Source organism: Bradyrhizobium sp. CAR08 (assembly GCF_052871955.1).
Genome location: NZ_JBIXJX010000015.1, coordinates 169,697 through 184,630, shown reverse-complemented (window position 1 = coordinate 184,630; position 14,934 = coordinate 169,697). Strand labels below are relative to the sequence as shown.

Here is a 14,934-nt window from a genome sequence, read left to right as displayed (position 1 = left end):
CCCAGTTAGGTTAGGCGCGCTGTGTGCGAAGCAGTTCTATCGGCCCTGGTGGACCACATTTTTTGAGCGAGACCAGAACGATCGGGATTCGCCATCGCGCCGATCGAGGCTACCATGGTCGTGGCGCAGTCCTCGATCGGCCCGATCTGGTCCACCGCTTTGGCAAGATGGCGACCTGTCGATTGGTCGATGCGGCCAGCAAACCGAAAAGCGGTTTGATCGAGACCGAGTGCTTGCGACAGCTTCGCCACGACTAACCGCCTCCCGACTGAAAAACATCGGCGCCATTTTCAGCATTGCGCCTCGAAGCGAAACATGCGTTCTTTTTTAGAACTCGTCAATCGCTATTTTGTTGTCACGATCAGATCAGAAAACGGCAAGCTTACTGCCCTGTTCCAGCGCTCTTGAGAACACCGTTTACAACCGGACTTCCAACCGATACCCCTAGCGTATCAAATAAGAACTTATGGGAGAGGCAGCATGGGAGAAAGTCGCGGGGTCGCGATGCTGGTCGGCGCGGGTGATGCCATCGGCGCTGCCGTTGCGCGGCGGTTTGCCAGCGGCGGCTACACTATTTGCATCTGCAGACGCGATCCGACCAAATCTCAGGCGCTTGTCGACGAGCTCAGGGCGAAAGGCCACAACATCCACGCCTTCAGCGTCGACGCCCGTCAGGAAGCAGAAGTCCAGAAGCTATTCGCGGGCGTCGAGCGCGACATCGGTCCGATCGAGATCTGCCTGTTCAATGCCGGTTCGAACGTCAACAAGCCCCTGCTGGAGACTACCGAAAAGCTCTTCTTCAAGGCCTGGGAGCTGGCCTGTTACGCCGGCTTCCTGGTCGGACGCGAAGCCGCGCGCGTCATGCTGCCGCGCCGATGCGGCACCATTCTTTTTACCGGTGCGACCGCAAGCATCCGGGGCAGCAAGGGATTTGTCGCGTTCTCGTCGGCAAAATTCGGCCTTCGCGCGCTGGCCCAGGCGATGGCGCGCGAGCTCGGGCCCAAGAACATTCACGTCGTCCATCTCATCATCGACGCTGGCGTCGATAGCGAGGCTATTCATCAGCGCATGAAAGCGGCCAGGGGGATCGAGGCCAGTGAGATCCCGCCCGACAGCCTGACCAAGACCTCCTCAATTGCCGAAGCGTATTGGTTTGCCCATCAGCAAAGCCGCGACGGCTGGACCCATGAACTCGATCTTCGCCCCGCCGTAGAGAAATGGTGACATGAGCGACAATCCAGACCTCACTTTGTGGGGCGTCGGGACAAGCCGCACCGTTCGGCCGCACTGGGCGATGCACGAGCTGGGGCTGGCCTACGAGATCAAACCGATCGGCCCACGGACCGGCGAGACCAAGACCGCCGAATATACCAGGCTCAATCCGCGCCAGAAGATTCCGCTGCTGCAGGACGGTGATTTCCGCATCGGCGAGAGCGCCGCGATCGTCGCTTATCTGTCGCGGATGTACTCAACGCCGGAGCGTGCATTGATCCCTGAATCCACCCGCGACTATGCCGCGTGGCTGGAATGGTGCTTCTTTATCGTCACCGAGCTCGACTCGACTAGCCTGTATGTGATGCGCCGTCACAGCGCCGATGCGCTCGGCCCAATTTACGGCGTCGCGCCGGAGGTCGTAGCTCAAGCCGCAGAATACTTTCGGGCGCAGCTGCGCCATGTCGAGGTCGCGCTGGCCGACGGCCGACATTTTATCATGGGCGAGCGATTCAGCAGCGCCGACATCCTGCTGACGACGTGCCTGGACTGGGCGGTCGCCTACGGGGTAGGCATCTGCGACAATGCGCAGCCCTATCTCGAGCGCATGCGAAGCCGGGAGGCTTACCAGCGAGCGGTTGCCGCGAATGCTCCGCGCGCACCAATTAAACCGACGCCTGCCAAGGCCTGAGAACCGTTCGCCGGACGCGCGAAGTGCATCGACCTACATGGCCACGCGTAACGTGCGTGCAGCGACCATATCGTCGATCGCGCCATCATCGTAGCCCAGTTCGCGAAGCACCTCGCGCGAGTGCTCCCCGACGCGCGGGGCCGGTCCGCCGATGGCAGCCTGGTTGACCTCGAAGCGAGCCGCGGGCTTGGGCTGGCGCACACGGCCGACCTTCGGTTGGTCGAACTCCGCGATGATTCCGCGCGCCACGACCTGCTCATTGTGGATGATCTCGCCGCGCCGCAGGATCGGCGCGCAAGGGACATCCGCAGCGTCCAACCGCTCCAGCCATTCGGCGGTCGTGTGCCGGCCGATATACTCCGCCATCTTGTTGATGCGCGCCGTGGCGTTCACCGAACGCGCGGACGGGGTCGCAAACCGGGCATCGTTGGCGAGTTCGGGATCGCCGGACGCGCGGCAGAAGCCCTGCCATTCGGAATCTGAGATGGTGCCGGCCGTGATGTAACCATCGCTGGTCTTGAACACGAGATCCGGGCGGTCGTTGGGATCGGCGGCAGCGGCCTCGGCTCCGACCACCGTGTACTGCATCATGCCTTCCGGCCAGAGGTACGAAATCATCGCGTCCAGCATCGCGACCTGGATATGATCCCCCTGCCCCGTCTTCTCACGCGCGTAGAGCGCCGCCGCCACCGCCTGCGCGGTGAACACGGCGGTGGTCTTGTCGCACACGATGGTGCGGATCATCTGCGGGCGATTGGTGACCGGCTGCGACTGGATATCGGCAAAGCCCGACAGGCCCTGAATGATTGGATCGTAGACGCGCTTCTTCACATAGGGCCCGGTGTCGCCGACGCCGCTGATCGAGACATAGATCAAGCGCGGATGACGCCGGCGCAGTTCTTCGACGCCGAGGCCGAGGCGCTCCATGGTGCCGGGCCGGAAGTTCTGCACCAGAACATCGGCCTGCGCGACCAGCTTGGCCAGCACCTCGTGCCCGGCGGGGCTCTTGACGTCGATCGAGAGCGAACGCTTGCCGCGGTTGGACGAGATGAACAGCGCGGAGAACTCGCCGTCCTTGTCGATGGTGGCCCGGCTGCGACGGGTGATATCGCCACCGATCGGCTCGATCTTGAGCACGTCGGCGCCCTGGTCCGCCAGAAACATGGTCGCAAACGGGCCCGACACCACGCCGGTCAGATCGAGGACACGAACGCCGCTAAGCGGACCAGCCATTTCACTCTCCCTGGATTGTTTTTCTGCCGACGGGCTGAGGATAAACTCCGGCTTACCGCCAGCCCTTCGCCTCAACCCGCACGGACCGCAAGTCGGTAACTAGCCGGTCTTGGAAACGGGCTGCCGGGTCTGTTCGACGATCGATTCCTCGACGTCCCGGAGTTGATCCTTGCCGAAAAACATCTCCTTGCCGACGAAGAATGTCGGCGAGCCGAAGGCACCGCGGGCGACGGCGTCATTGGTCAGGTCAATCAGCTTCTTTTTGACGTCATCCTGCTGCGCGCGCGTAACCAGCCTGTCGATGTCGATCCCCGAGGAGGCAAATGCGGTCCGGAACACTTCGGGATCATCCATCTTCTTGGGCTCCTCCCACATGTGATGATAGGCGGCGCGGAAATAGGGTTCGAATACGCCTTCGAACTGGGCCGCGACGGCGCCGCGCATCAGCATCAAAGTGTTGACTGGAAAGAAGGTATTCTGACGAAATTTCGTGATGTTGTGGCGGCGGATAAACCGCTGGGTCTCGAGCGCCTGGTATTCCGGCTTGTTCTTGATCCCGCGAAGCGAGTCGAACGGGGACATGTTGCCGGTCGCCTTGTAGATCCCGCCGAGCAGGACCGGGACGTACTCGAATTTTACCGCGGTCCGCCGCTCGATCCCGGGGATGGCGACCTCCGCCAGATACGCGTTTGGGCTGCCGAAATCGAACTGGAATTCAACCTTGAGGGTCATGACCGCTTTCTCCCGCAGAGCGTATTGGATGGTCAGGGACCGGCGATCCAATCGCATGGCTTGCCTGTTCTCACTTCTACAGTTCTAAAAACGAACTGTCAAATTCGGCTAGATTTATGCTGGTTTGACCGTTTCATCGGGTATTGTTTGGAATTCAGTACCTATCTAGAATGCAAGGCAAATATGGCGGCCTCGGCAGCGATTCGAGCGGGTCTCGCTGGGATGACTGGAGAATACGGATGAAGTGGAAAGAACTGGAGGAAGAGCCGTGTTCGATGGCCCGAACCATCGGCGTGATCGGTGACCGCTGGACCCTTCTGATCCTGCGCGAATGTTTTTTGCGCACGCGGCGCTTCGAAGGATTCCAGTCGGCGCTCGGAATTACACGTCATCTCCTCGCCGAACGGCTGAAGAAGCTGGTCCGGCAGGGCATTCTGCGCCGCATTCCCTACCAGGAGGCGCCAAAGCGGCACGAATATATCCTGACCCAGAAGGGTCTCGACCTTTATCCGATCATGATGGCGCTCGTGCATTGGGGCGACACTCACATGGTCGACGAGCGCGGCCGGCCGCTGCTGCACCAGCACCGCAAGTGCGGAAAGGACTTCGACCCGGTCATGGTGTGCTCTGAATGCGGCGAGCCGCTCTCGGCCAAGGAGGTTCATACCCATCCAGGCCCCGGCGCCCAAAGCCCGCTGACGACAGCCGCACCTGACAAGCCGAAGGCAAAGGCGCGCCGCAGCGCCGCTTGAGCCGGCCACCGGCGTCAGGCACTGAATCAGACTCGAATCACGGCTGCGTCGGGTTCGTTGCAGTGGAGACGGTCCGCTTGTTCAGCCCGGTGCTTGAGCACAGCACGTTGATTGACATAGGCCTTGTCGGTGATTTCTCCCGCGGCCAATGAGGGCGGATCCTTCAGCAGGGTGAACGTGCAGATTTTTTCGCTGCTTCCGACGGCCTCATTGTATTCCTGCAAACGATGTCTCAGGAATTCGATCACCCTGGGGTCGCAGGTCAAATCCGCAGCCGGCGCGTTCGAAATCCGCGCCGCCTCGGTTGGATTCAGCCAGCACAGCAGCGCGCAGGCATCACGGTTTTCTCCGGCAACGACAATGTCCAGTAGGACGCCGCGCGTTGCGGCCAGGATGGCGGCACGCATATTGCCGATCGCAACCCAGGTGCCGTTCGCGAGCTTGAAGTTCTCCGAAATTCTGCCGGTGAAACGCAGACCGAACTCCGGCTTCTCAGGATCGATAAACGACACGGTGTCGCCGATGCGGTAGAACCCCTCCTCGTCGAAAGCCTTCTCCGTCAGATCGGCTCTGCCGAGATAACCGGGGGTGACGTTGGGGCCCTTGACCCTGGCCTCGTACGTGTCGGAAACAGGGATCAGTTTCAGCTGCACGCCCGGCGCGGGAAGGCCAATCTCGCCCGGCCGATCCGTTGCCCAATGCGTCGTGCTGATTGTCGGCGCCGTTTCGGTCGTCCCGTACCCCGACATCACCGGAATCCGCCGGCCCGTGACCGATGAAGTCAGCCGATAGAGTTTTTCGAGCGTTCCTTGCGAAATGGCAGCCCCCGCGTAGCTCAATCGATCCAGCCGTTTGAAGATGCTGGCGCCGAGGGCGAAGTCGTTCTCGATGGCATCGCACAACAGGTTATAGCCGGCGGGAACGTTGAACATCGCCGTCGGCGAGATCTCCTTGAGGTTCGCCACCGATTTGTGAAAGAGCTGAGGCAGCGGCCGACCGTCATCGATGTAGAGCGTCCCGCCGTTCCTGAGAATGCCGTGAAGAATGACGTTGCTGCCCATCGTATGGTGCCACGGCAGCCATTCGACCTGAACCGGCGCCTCCGGAGGCGACACCAGCAGGCTCCCCATTTGCAGCGAGCTCGCCATCATGCGATGCGTGTTCAGCACGCCCTTTGGCAGGCCGGTCGAACCGGAGGTGAAGAGAATTTTTGCAACGGCGTCGCTGGGGATTGCACCCGACGCACGCGTGAATCCTTCACGGTCCGTTCGATCCGTCAGGACCCGGAAGGGCGTCGTCTCCGGCGCGCCATCGACGCTGATCCAGGTCGAGTCTGCCAATTCGGGAATGGAACGGGCCGCGGAAAAGTCGCGTCCACTCTGAACGAAAACGAAGTTCGGACGCAGCACCTGCGCGATGTCCTTGAGGCGCGCAAGGCCGCCGGGCATCAGCGTGTAGTTCGGCGATATAGGCGCCAGAATGACACCTATCGACATCGCCGCAAAGGAGATCACCGCGTTCTCGATGGAGTTGCCCGAAAGCACGGCCAGCCTGTCAGCCGGCTTTGCGCCCATGTCCATCAGACTCTGGCCGACCGCCTGGACCTGCGACCATGCTTCGCCATAGGTGATCTCGTCCCATCCCCCTTTGGCATTGCGCTGTGCGAGGAATATTCGCTGCGGAGCCGCGGCTGCCCAGCGCGGCAGAAAATCGGTGACGCGCCAGTCACATGGCCCCAATTCGAGCGGCGACCTCAATATGAGCGTGCCGTCGGTCCGGCGCTCGACGGAGAGCTCCCTTGGCGCAAACGTCAATGGCTTCGTCGACATCGAAAACGATCTCCTGAATTGCCGCGGATGGATAGAACGGGCTGCGCCAAGCGTCACTCGGACCTGGCGTCCAGGACGTCTCCGAACGCTTGCCACGTCGTGCCGGTCCAGCGCTGCAGCCGCATCTGCGTCCAGATCATGTTCTCGGTCTCGCTGGTGTTGACCTTGATCCCGGGCAGCACAGTCGGAACGACGACGTCTTTCAGGTTCTTCGCCTGCGCCAGGATATTCTTCCGCGACAGATCATCACCGCATTGCTTGAGGATTTGCTCGAGCAGGACGCCTTGCTGATAGCCGGTCAGATAGCTGCCGTTGGTGATATCGGCGCCCTGCAGATACTTGTCGAAAAATGCCCGGTAAGCCCGCATGCCCGGATCGTCCTTCCATGTCTCGTCCAGGACATCCTTGTTGGTCGTGCCGACCATCACGCCGACCGATTTGTCGAGCCCGGCCGGTGCAAGCGTGCCTCCGACCGATCCGGACGGGAAATTGATGATCACGGTCGCCTTCCAGCCGATCACCGAAGCTTGCCGGATGGCCTGCGCCGCGAACTTCGGCGTCCCGGCGATCACCAAGGCCTCGGCACCCGAGCTCTTCAGATTGGTAATCTGCGAATCAATCGTCGGTTCAGTGACCTCGTAGGAAGCACTGACGACCTTGCGGTCGAAATCCTTGCCGAGAAACGCCTTGAAGGCAGCGAGGTAATCTTTGCCGAGATCGTCGTTCTGATAGAGGATGGCATACTTGGCGTTCGGTAGCGTTCTCGTCAGGTATTTGGCGTAGATTTTTCCTTCGGTGTCGTAGCTGACAAGACCCGTGGTGATCAGCGGGTAATTGGCGACGTCCGTGAACTTGGACGAGCCGCTGACGATGGCGACACTCGGTACCCCTTTGGCCCTAAGGTATTTTGCAGTGGCTGAGATGCCGGGGGTTCCGAGCTGGCCGAACATGAACGACACTCCGTCGCTCTCAACGAGCTTGCGGACGTGCTCCACCGCTTTGGGAGGACTATATCCGTCGTCATAGGCGATGTAGTTGATCTTGCGTCCTTTGACGCCGCCGCGGTCGTTCAACGCCTGAACGTAGGCCATGAGCCCCTTGCCCACGAGACCGATCGATGATGCCGGTCCGCTGAAGGGAAAAACCCCGCCAATCTTGATTTCGGTAGCAGAGATTCCCGGCTCGTCGGCGGCGAATGCGGGACCACTCAGGAATAGAGCCAGAGCCGCGACGATCTTCCATCTCACCAGCATTGCGTCCTCCCAAACTTGCACCCCTTCTCGAGTGTGCGGCTTTGTTTTGTTGCGCCGGTGGCGGCTCGTCGCGCCCTTTGCGAAGAGGCATCGCGCAGAACAGGTCCAGCCGTAAATCCGGCACGTCGCGGCCGTTGCGTTCGGCCATCTCGTGCGCAGCCTACAGTTCTTTTTTTGAACTCGTCAAGCGATTAGATGCTCACGTGCCGTGACTTGGACGACAGGCCCCGTCCTCGTACTTGGAAATAATTTGGTCTAGATCCTGCGTATAAGGCCGCGTTTTCGGCTGTTCTAGGACAGGATCGCTGGCGCATTTCCATGCTGCTGCACACATTCTTTTTTTGAACTATAAGGCCGCCGCGAGACCACGCAGTGCCTGGCTTATCTAGCCAGGCACCCACGGCGCAGCAGGGATAGATTTCGCCGAGCCCTACTCGGCGGCGATTGCTGTTCGCAATTCTGCATCCTTCGCCGAACGCTCATAGGGGGCTGGCTTGATGCGAAACCAGGCCACATAAAGCGCAGGAAGGAACAGCAGGATCAGGACCTTGCCAACTGCCGTGCCGCCAATCAGCGTATAAGCCATCGATCCCCAGAACACGGAATGCGTCAGAGGAATGAAGGCCAGCACGGCGGCAAGTGCGGTCAGGATCACCGGCCTGGTGCGTTGCACGGTGGCTTCGATGACGGCGTGATAGTCATCGAGGCCGGCAGCACGATTCTCCTTGATCTGTTCGGTCAGGATCAGGGTATTGCGCATCAGGATGCCTGCCAGTCCGATCAGGCCAAGAATGGCGTTGAACCCGAACGCAGGATGATGAAGACAGGGTAACGGCCCGTTCGCGAACGGCGATCGCGGAAAGATTAAGGTTCATCTGCTAACTTACAATTGGCTGGGCGGCAGCTTCCTTGAGGCCAGCTGCCGCTTGGGCGGCAAGCCCGCGCGCGGCTTCCTGTGAATCTTGAAATTCCTCGAGGGCATGGACTCTGCCCCACCGCAGGGTGAACACGTGGAGACCGCGGTTGACGTACGAGCCGTCGCCATCGAGCAGCGTTGCGGTGCCGTCCCATTCGACAAACACGGTGGTGTTCCAGGGCCAGCCCTTCACCCAGACGTTGTTGACCCTGATATGGAGCGTGGGCAGGACGCGTCCGAGCCGCTCGAACCAGCGGCGCAGGGCCGCTTTGTCGTGGCGCTCCCCGCCCAACGCGTGATGGCCGGAAACACGGTGATGGATGTGCGGCGCGACCGCCTTCACCGCTTCATCCCAGCGATGGTTGTTGACATGGTCGAAGGTCTTTCGGATTTCCTGCTCGACGATGTAGCTGTACATGTGCTTCTCCAGCGGCTGGGGCGGAACGATTGAGACTCTTCAGTTGCTCCGGCTTTCAGCGGCGGTCCTGACACGAGCGCCCTCCTGCAGGAGGTGAGCGCCGAGCGAAACAATTGGATCACCAGAATTCAAGCCGGAGATCACGGCGGTTTCGTCGGTCACCCGAACAAGCTTGATCGGCCGAAAGCGTACGGTTGAGGTGGCGCTGTCGAGGATCCAAACTCCGGTCTTGCGGCCATCATCGAGCACTGCTCGGAGCGGCACCTGAACTTGCGGCTCGCTCGTTTGGCTCGGTAGCCGAATGGTCACCGTCGCGCCAAGTGGTGCGGCCGCGGCTTCACCGTCCAGGACATACCGGGCTTCATAGGTTCGGGTCTGGGCATCGGCGGCGTCGGACAATTGCCGCAAACGCGCCGTATAGCGCCACCCTTCGGCTACTCCGTACACGCTGGCCTCGGCCACGGAGTCGATTGCCGGCCGGATCGTTTCAGGGAGCGCGACCACCGCCTCGCGAGGACCGGCCTTGGCAATCCGAACAACCGTCTGGCCGGCCGAAACGACCTGCCCGGGCTCGCCAAGCGTTTCGACCACCGTTCCGTCCGCGTCCGCGACCAGGATCGAGTACGTCGCCTCGTTCTCGGCAACCCGTGCATCGGCTTCAGCGCTCGCAAGCTGCGCCTCGGCCGTATCCAGCGCGGCCTTGGCTTGCTCGTAGCGCTGTCGGGAAGCCCAGCCGTTGCTCACCAACTTGGCGTATCGCGGTTCGTCCGCTTCGGTCTGCACGACGGACGCGCGCGCGGCAGCAACGGCGTTGCGCTTCGCCGTGACCGCAAGACGAAGGTCGGTTTCGTCGATCCGGATCAGCGGCTGACCGGCTTTGACCTGCTCACCGGTATTCACAAGCCGCTCCACGATCTTGCCGGGAACGCGAAAACCGAGGCTGCTCTGCACCCGCGCCCCGATGATGCCGGTGAAGCCACGCTCCGATCCGGTCACCCGCGCCGCGGCCGTGATCCTGACGATCGGGGCTTCTTGCCTCGGATCGCTCACGGCCGAGGCCGCCGGCGCGCGAAGCGTAACGAATGCGGCCACCGCGCATCCCGCGATCAGGACGCTCCCCAGCACGATCATCTGTCGCTTTTTCATAACGTGGCCTCATGCCAGATAGATTGCGTTCGAGCTCTATATCGGATAATAGATGTCGAACGCAATCTAAAATGGGGAGACCAATGATGCGAGTGAGTCGCATTCAGGCTGAGGAAAACCGGCAAAACGTCATCAATGTCGCAAGCCGCCTGTTTCGGTCGCGGGGATTTGACGGCATCGGCCTCAAGGACCTGATGGAAGCTGCCGGGCTGACCCAAGGCGCATTCTACAAGCAGTTTGAGTCAAAGGAGGACCTGGCCGCGCAGGCGTCGACGCGCGCGCTGGAGAGCGCCACGCTGCGATGGTCGACCGCCATCGCCGCGGCCCCTGAGGATCCCCTCGGGGCGGTGATGGGGTTCTATCTCAGCACGGATCATCGCGACGAAAAGATGGACGGTTGCCCGATCGTGGCGCTCGGCTCGGATGTGGCCAGACAGAGCAGCGAGGTGAAAGCGTCGTTCGAAGGCGGGATCAAAGCGCATATCGAAATCCTCAGCCGCCTGATTGCCGAAACGAGCGACGAGGAATCCAGGAGCAAAGCCATGGCCATTCTTTCGACGATGGTCGGAGCGTTGACACTCTCACGCGTCGTCAACGATCCCGATCTCGCTCAGGCCTTTCTGGAAACGGCGTCGCGACAGATTCGCGACACTGTCGCCGCTTGAAGATCGGTGCTTGATAACTCACAGGGAGAACGCAAATGCGCAAAGCAGGGATACACAATTTTCCGGCGATCGACCGTGTCGTTTACGGCAAAGCTGCGTCTGAGGCCTTGAACGATGAAGCGGTGCGGCTGGATGCCAAGCGCGTCTTCCTGATCGTCAGCCGCACCTTGAATACCAAGACCGACGAGATCGAGAAGATCCGGCGTGCGCTCGGCGAAAGACATGTCGCGACCTTCGATGGAATTGCAGAGCACACCACGCGCAAGCAAGCTGCCGAGGTTGCCCGTCAAGCCAAAGACGCCGGAGCCGACCTGGTGGTCGCCGTCGGGGGAGGCTCGGCGATCGATCTCGCCAAGATCGTCATCATGGCGATGGAACATGACATCCGTGACGAAGCGGGTTTCGATCCATTTCCCATGGGCCCGGGCGTCACCGTCTCTCCGTTCCGATCGCCAAAGGTTCGACAGATCGCGGTGCCATCCACGCTGAACGGCGGCGAATACAATGCAGCAGCGCTCGTCACCGATGAACGCAGCAGGCTGAAGCAGATCTTCTTCCATTCTCTGATGATGCCGGTGGCGATCATTCTCGACCCTGCCCTTACCGTCCATACGCCCTCGAAGCTCTGGATGGGATCGGGAACGCGCTCGATGGACCACGGCATCGAAGCATTGTGCTCACCCGCCGGCACGCCGCTTAGCGACGAGGTGGTCCTGGCCGGCATCCGCACGCTTCGGGAGGGAATGCAACGGACCTTGCAGCAACCCGATGATCTGGAGGCGCGTCGACTGTCTCAATATGGCGCGTGGCTCGCCGCTTTCGGCCTCCAGGCGCGGGTCCCGATGGGAGCCAGTCACGGCATCGGCCACGTGCTTGGCGGGACCTTCGGCGTACCACACTATTATTGCACACCGGTCATCATGCCGAGCCTACTTCGCTACAACAAGGCGTTCACAGAGGATGCGCAAACGCGCTTAGCAGCGGCTCTTGGCGAGCCGGGCATGGAAGCGGCAGCCGCCTTCGCAGAATTCACCAGGAGACTTGGACTACCCGGTCGCCTTGCCGACGTCGGGATCGGCGAAGACAAGTTCGAGCAGATCAGCAAGATTGCGATCAATCATCGCTTCGTGCAGGCCAATCCGCGGCCTTTTAAAAGCGAAGCCGACATCGTCGATCTGTTGCGAATGGCCGCCTAGCCAAATCCGAATGAACTGATACTTGCCCAAATTGACGTGCGGGAGAATCCAGCCATGACATCAGCTCCGCGCCCACGCCGGCAAGTAGGGCCGGCGACGCGCCGGCAACCGTCTATCAACTGTTCATGCAGGAGAGCGCGGATGCTGCCCGCTGGCATGAACATCCACGGTGGAGAAAGCCGTAAAGACAAGGAGGCGATCCCTTGCTCAACCTGTCACATGACTTCGACGCAAGTAAACGAACCGGCTCCCGCTCCGCCCCGCGCCGGCATCGACTGGCAACTCGCTCCCGTTGACTTCATCCGGTTCGGAAAAAGCGGCGCCGAGATCTGCGCGCAAATGAAGGATCCCAAGCGCAATGGCGGCCGCGATGCCGCCGGGCTGGTCGAACATCTGCGCCATGACGCTTCGTTGAACGGCTTCATTCCGCGCGGCTGAGCGCCCGGCACAGGTCGGACGACGCCACCAGGCAGCTTCGAGAATCGTGTCAAGGACGTCGCCTTATGGGGGACGGCCTGACAACCTTGTCCGAATTGATTAGATTCGTTTTGCCGCATGCGAAGGCTGGATACGAACATATGACCGGCATGATCTGTGGACTTGAGACGGCCGTCGCGCCGCGCGCACGGGCGCCATAGCTGAGCAGCAACGCGTTGAGTCCGATCAGATCAGGCTCGACCTGCCGCGGCTGAGAATGTCGCCTGCGCCTTTGTCGCCGACGATCCTGCCGTGTTCGTACACCACCCGGCCACGGGCGATCGTCGTTACCGGCCATCCGGTGACGTCGAACCCTTCCCATGGCGTGTAGTCCGAACCGTGATGCAGATCGGCCTGCCGAATAGGCTTCTTCAATTTGGGATCCCAGAGCACGATATCCGCATCGAAGCCGACGCCGATCGAGCCCTTGCGCGGATAGAGGCCGTAGATGCGCGCATGGTTGGTCGCGGTCAGCTCGACGAATTTTTGCAGGCTGATCCGTCCCTTCGACACGCCTTCGGAGAACAGAATCGGCAGCCGGGTCTCGACACCTGGAATGCCGTTCGGCACCCAGCGGAACGAGGTGCGGCCGTTCGGCGTCAGCTTGCCCCTGGGATCGTCGTAACGGAACGGGCAGTGATCGGACGAGAAAGTCTGGAACACGCCCGTGGTGATGCCTTCCCAGATCGCCTGCTGGCTTTCCGCGTCGCGCGGCGGCGGCGAGCAGACATATTTCGCGCCTGACATGTCCATGTTCAGACCCTTCATGTCGTCAGCCGTCAGCGTAATGTATTGCGGGCAGGTCTCGGCATGAACAGGCAATCCGCGCTGCTGAGCCCAGCGCACCTGCTCCATCGCCTCGCGCCCGGAGACGTGCACGATCATGATGGGGACGCCGATCACCTCGGCATGACTGATGGCGCGATGCGTGGCTTCGCGCTCGACCGCCTGTGGCCGCGACACGCCGTGATAATAGGGCGCGATATGGCCCTCGCGTTCCAGCTTGGAGGTCAGGAAACGGATGGCGTCGTAACCCTCGCAATGGACCATCACCAGCGCCTCCTCGCGGCGCGCGACCTCGAAGACCTCGAGTAGCTGCTTGTCACTGAGCACGAGGTCGTCATAGGTCATGAACACCTTGAACGAGGTGTAGCCGTCCTTGACCAGGGCCGGCAGCTCCTGCCCGAGCACGACCGCGGTCGGATCGGAGATGATGAGATGGAACGCCGTGTCGATATAGCACTCGCCTTCGGCAAGCTTGCGGTAGTTCTCGACGCAGGTCCGCAGCGACGTGCCCTTCTCCTGCAGCGCGAACGGCAGCACCATGGTGTTGCCGCCGGCGGCTGCCGAACGGGTCGCTGAGGCGAAGTCGTCGGCCATCACCACGTCGGGGCCGGAGGCCTGCGAGATGTGGACATGGCTGTCGATCCCGCCCGGCAGGGCCAGCTGCCCGGTCGCGTCGATCTCGCGCGCTGCGCCTTCGAGATGATCGGCAATGCTGACGATGCGGCCGTCGCGAATGCCGATATCGGCGCGGAACTCGTCGCTGGCCGTCACGATGGTACTGCCGCGAATAGCAAGATCGAGCTGCGTCACAGGAGTCTCCATGACTTGATGACCGTCGATGTCTGGAAGATCCGCCCCCAGTCGGCAAGAGCCCCGGCATCGCCGCCGGCGAGCTCCAGGGTTCGCCACAGCGTGACCGCTACCGAATCGACCACCGCGACATTCAATTCCCGTTCGAGCGAAGCCGCCAGCGCGGCGCCGTCGAGGTTGGTGCAGAGGATGACGACAGCATCGGCGCCGTCAGCCGCCACAGCGCGGATCATGCCAGCAATCGTCGCAGGCGCGACCTCGCCGAAAGAGAAATTGTCGCGCAGTCCGAGGTGCCGCTCCGCGTGCGGGGCGATCCCCTCCTCGGCCCAGACGTGACCGATCCGCCGCTGCACGTCGTCGGTATAGGGCGAGACCAGGCCGACACGTTTGGCGCCGAGCGCGCGAGCGGCATCGATGCAGGCGAGCGTGGAGGTCGTCGCCGGCACGCCGGTGCGCACCGTGATTGCCTCGCAAAGGCTCCGGTCTCTGCCGATGCCGAGCCAGCTTGCGGACGTACCGTTCCAGGCGATGGCATCGACCTTCGCATCGGCCAGCAGGTCCGCCGCAGGCAGCATCACCGAGGCGTCGAACTGGTTCAGCGCGGCGGCGTCGAGTGCGATCTCGGTGACGCGGAAACGCGAGAAATGCGCGGTGACATCGGCCACGCCGGCGAGCATCGCACTGGTGACGGGCTCCAGCACCGAATTGGAGGACGGCGTGATCATGCCGAGGCGTTTGCGCACAATTGACATCGATCGCAGTCGCTCCGTTGCGGCGAAAGCGCTCCTCCGCTTCCTCAAAAGGATCATCCGCGTCCG

Annotated in this window: 15 protein-coding genes and 1 pseudogene; 6 read left to right on the top strand and 10 right to left on the bottom strand. The window is 61.7% G+C overall.

All coding sequences use genetic code 11. The features are described 5' to 3' along the window. Positions 1 to 5: 5 nt before the first annotated feature. On the bottom strand, positions 6 to 251 hold the full coding sequence (locus tag ACIPUD_RS28885; RefSeq protein ID WP_446481987.1) for a hypothetical protein: 246 nt from the start codon (positions 249 to 251) through the stop codon (positions 6 to 8). Positions 252 to 480: 229 nt separating this feature from the next. Here ACIPUD_RS28885 and ACIPUD_RS28880 point away from each other — a divergent pair, with 229 nt between their 5' ends. Further along, entirely contained in the window at positions 481 to 1,224 is a 744-nt protein-coding gene (locus ACIPUD_RS28880) for an SDR family NAD(P)-dependent oxidoreductase (protein WP_026233658.1), read from the top strand. A 1-nt stretch (position 1,225) separates the two neighbouring features. Continuing rightward, entirely contained in the window at positions 1,226 to 1,903 is a 678-nt protein-coding gene (locus ACIPUD_RS28875; RefSeq protein ID WP_204510822.1) for a glutathione S-transferase family protein, read from the top strand. Between the two features lie 33 nt (positions 1,904 to 1,936). On the opposite strand, the gene ACIPUD_RS28870 is transcribed toward ACIPUD_RS28875, so the two are convergent. Then, a complete protein-coding gene (locus tag ACIPUD_RS28870; protein WP_085350859.1) occupies positions 1,937 to 3,136 on the bottom strand; it encodes a CaiB/BaiF CoA transferase family protein in 1,200 nt (399 codons plus the stop codon). A 99-nt stretch (positions 3,137 to 3,235) separates the two neighbouring features. Further along, on the bottom strand, positions 3,236 to 3,868 hold the full coding sequence (locus tag ACIPUD_RS28865; protein WP_085351026.1) for a 2-hydroxychromene-2-carboxylate isomerase: 633 nt from the start codon (positions 3,866 to 3,868) through the stop codon (positions 3,236 to 3,238). 239 nt (positions 3,869 to 4,107) lie between these two features. Between ACIPUD_RS28865 and ACIPUD_RS28860 the strand changes: the two genes are divergently transcribed. Then, positions 4,108 to 4,620, top strand: coding sequence for a winged helix-turn-helix transcriptional regulator (locus ACIPUD_RS28860; protein WP_018458768.1), 513 nt, complete (start codon positions 4,108 to 4,110; stop codon positions 4,618 to 4,620). A gap of 26 nt (positions 4,621 to 4,646) precedes the next feature. Here ACIPUD_RS28860 and ACIPUD_RS28855 read toward each other — a convergent pair whose 3' ends face one another. The 5 genes and pseudogenes from ACIPUD_RS28855 to ACIPUD_RS28835 form a co-directional block, all read right to left on the bottom strand. Beyond that, positions 4,647 to 6,449, bottom strand: a complete 1,803-nt coding sequence (locus ACIPUD_RS28855) for an AMP-binding protein (RefSeq protein ID WP_446481986.1) — start codon at positions 6,447 to 6,449, stop codon at positions 4,647 to 4,649. 53 nt (positions 6,450 to 6,502) lie between these two features. Beyond that, a complete protein-coding gene (locus ACIPUD_RS28850) occupies positions 6,503 to 7,702 on the bottom strand; it encodes an ABC transporter substrate-binding protein (protein ID WP_446481985.1) in 1,200 nt (399 codons plus the stop codon). A gap of 430 nt (positions 7,703 to 8,132) precedes the next feature. After that, positions 8,133 to 8,516: pseudogene (locus ACIPUD_RS28845) on the bottom strand (efflux RND transporter permease subunit); the annotation flags it as partial. Between the two features lie 64 nt (positions 8,517 to 8,580). Next, entirely contained in the window at positions 8,581 to 9,036 is a 456-nt protein-coding gene (locus ACIPUD_RS28840; protein WP_018458764.1) for a nuclear transport factor 2 family protein, read from the bottom strand. A gap of 39 nt (positions 9,037 to 9,075) precedes the next feature. Next, positions 9,076 to 10,182, bottom strand: a complete 1,107-nt coding sequence (locus ACIPUD_RS28835) for an efflux RND transporter periplasmic adaptor subunit (protein WP_446481984.1) — start codon at positions 10,180 to 10,182, stop codon at positions 9,076 to 9,078. An 86-nt stretch (positions 10,183 to 10,268) separates the two neighbouring features. Between ACIPUD_RS28835 and ACIPUD_RS28830 the strand changes: the two genes are divergently transcribed. The 3 genes from ACIPUD_RS28830 (at position 10,269) to ACIPUD_RS28820 (ending at position 12,481) form a co-directional block, all read left to right on the top strand. Beyond that, on the top strand, positions 10,269 to 10,847 hold the full coding sequence (locus ACIPUD_RS28830) for a TetR/AcrR family transcriptional regulator (protein ID WP_026233656.1): 579 nt from the start codon (positions 10,269 to 10,271) through the stop codon (positions 10,845 to 10,847). Between the two features lie 35 nt (positions 10,848 to 10,882). Beyond that, complete coding sequence (locus ACIPUD_RS28825; protein ID WP_204510818.1) at positions 10,883 to 12,043, top strand: iron-containing alcohol dehydrogenase; 1,161 nt, start codon at positions 10,883 to 10,885, stop codon at positions 12,041 to 12,043. A gap of 141 nt (positions 12,044 to 12,184) precedes the next feature. Beyond that, positions 12,185 to 12,481, top strand: a complete 297-nt coding sequence (locus ACIPUD_RS28820; RefSeq protein WP_247337509.1) for a hypothetical protein — start codon at positions 12,185 to 12,187, stop codon at positions 12,479 to 12,481. Positions 12,482 to 12,706: 225 nt separating this feature from the next. On the opposite strand, the gene hydA is transcribed toward ACIPUD_RS28820, so the two are convergent. Then, on the bottom strand, positions 12,707 to 14,128 hold the full coding sequence (gene hydA / locus ACIPUD_RS28815; protein WP_201263813.1) for a dihydropyrimidinase: 1,422 nt from the start codon (positions 14,126 to 14,128) through the stop codon (positions 12,707 to 12,709). Beyond that, entirely contained in the window at positions 14,113 to 14,868 is a 756-nt protein-coding gene (locus ACIPUD_RS28810; RefSeq protein ID WP_085394736.1) for a maleate cis-trans isomerase family protein, read from the bottom strand. Before ACIPUD_RS28810 ends, hydA begins: the two co-directional genes overlap by 16 nt. Positions 14,869 to 14,934 lie beyond the last annotated feature (66 nt).

Coding starts and splice junctions, on each gene's coding strand:
- ACIPUD_RS28850 (WP_446481985.1), bottom strand. CDS start 7,702: ATGCTGGTGAGATGGAAGATCGTCGCGGCTCTGGCTCTATTCCTGAGT.
- ACIPUD_RS28865 (WP_085351026.1), bottom strand. CDS start 3,868: ATGACCCTCAAGGTTGAATTCCAGTTCGATTTCGGCAGCCCAAACGCG.
- ACIPUD_RS28840 (WP_018458764.1), bottom strand. CDS start 9,036: ATGTACAGCTACATCGTCGAGCAGGAAATCCGAAAGACCTTCGACCAT.
- hydA (WP_201263813.1), bottom strand. CDS start 14,128: ATGGAGACTCCTGTGACGCAGCTCGATCTTGCTATTCGCGGCAGTACC.
- ACIPUD_RS28810 (WP_085394736.1), bottom strand. CDS start 14,868: ATGTCAATTGTGCGCAAACGCCTCGGCATGATCACGCCGTCCTCCAAT.
- ACIPUD_RS28855 (WP_446481986.1), bottom strand. CDS start 6,449: ATGTCGACGAAGCCATTGACGTTTGCGCCAAGGGAGCTCTCCGTCGAG.
- ACIPUD_RS28870 (WP_085350859.1), bottom strand. CDS start 3,136: ATGGCTGGTCCGCTTAGCGGCGTTCGTGTCCTCGATCTGACCGGCGTG.
- ACIPUD_RS28825 (WP_204510818.1), top strand. CDS start 10,883: ATGCGCAAAGCAGGGATACACAATTTTCCGGCGATCGACCGTGTCGTT.
- ACIPUD_RS28875 (WP_204510822.1), top strand. CDS start 1,226: ATGAGCGACAATCCAGACCTCACTTTGTGGGGCGTCGGGACAAGCCGC.
- ACIPUD_RS28835 (WP_446481984.1), bottom strand. CDS start 10,182: ATGAAAAAGCGACAGATGATCGTGCTGGGGAGCGTCCTGATCGCGGGA.
- ACIPUD_RS28820 (WP_247337509.1), top strand. CDS start 12,185: ATGCTGCCCGCTGGCATGAACATCCACGGTGGAGAAAGCCGTAAAGAC.
- ACIPUD_RS28880 (WP_026233658.1), top strand. CDS start 481: ATGGGAGAAAGTCGCGGGGTCGCGATGCTGGTCGGCGCGGGTGATGCC.
- ACIPUD_RS28860 (WP_018458768.1), top strand. CDS start 4,108: ATGAAGTGGAAAGAACTGGAGGAAGAGCCGTGTTCGATGGCCCGAACC.
- ACIPUD_RS28830 (WP_026233656.1), top strand. CDS start 10,269: ATGCGAGTGAGTCGCATTCAGGCTGAGGAAAACCGGCAAAACGTCATC.